This is a genomic window from Hydrogenophaga intermedia, assembly GCF_023715105.1.
In the GTDB taxonomy this organism is placed as follows: Bacteria; Pseudomonadota; Gammaproteobacteria; order Burkholderiales; family Burkholderiaceae_C; genus Hydrogenophaga; species Hydrogenophaga intermedia_A.
The window spans coordinates 1-389 of sequence record NZ_JAMBNO010000128.1 but is presented as its reverse complement, the minus strand read 5'-3'; the positions used below and the strand labels follow the sequence as shown (position 1 = coordinate 389).

General features: G+C 68.4%; 1 protein-coding gene. It reads left to right on the top strand.

The window, feature by feature from the left end; genetic code table 11:
* Positions 1-26: 26 nt before the first annotated feature.
* The coding region (locus M3149_RS22890; protein ID WP_435370784.1) for a carboxymuconolactone decarboxylase family protein at positions 27-389 on the top strand (363 nt) is incomplete at its 3' end.

Sequence of the window (389 nt, the reverse complement as noted above, 5' to 3'; positions counted from 1 at the left end):
CTCACCCGCTCACCCAGGAGGACGACATGACCAGCACCGCCCGCATCCAGCCCGGTCCCGTGACGGGGTTCTACGGCGCCATGGTGAAGCGCTTCAGCCGCAAGCTGCTCGGGGAGGTGCCGGAGCCGGTGGGCGTCTACTTCCACAACCGGCCCGTCCTGAAGGCCTTCCTCGCCGTCAGCGGCAAGGCGCAGAAGTGGAGCGCCTGCGACGAGGACCTGAAGTCGTTCGCGCACATGGCCGTCGCCGCACAGGTCGGGTGTTCCTGGTGCCTGGACTTCGGCTACTTCCACGCCCACAACGAGGGCCTCGACGAGCGCAAGGGCAGCCAGGTGCCGGTATGGCGGACCTCGGAGGTCTTCACGCAGCTCGAGCGCGACGTCCTGGAG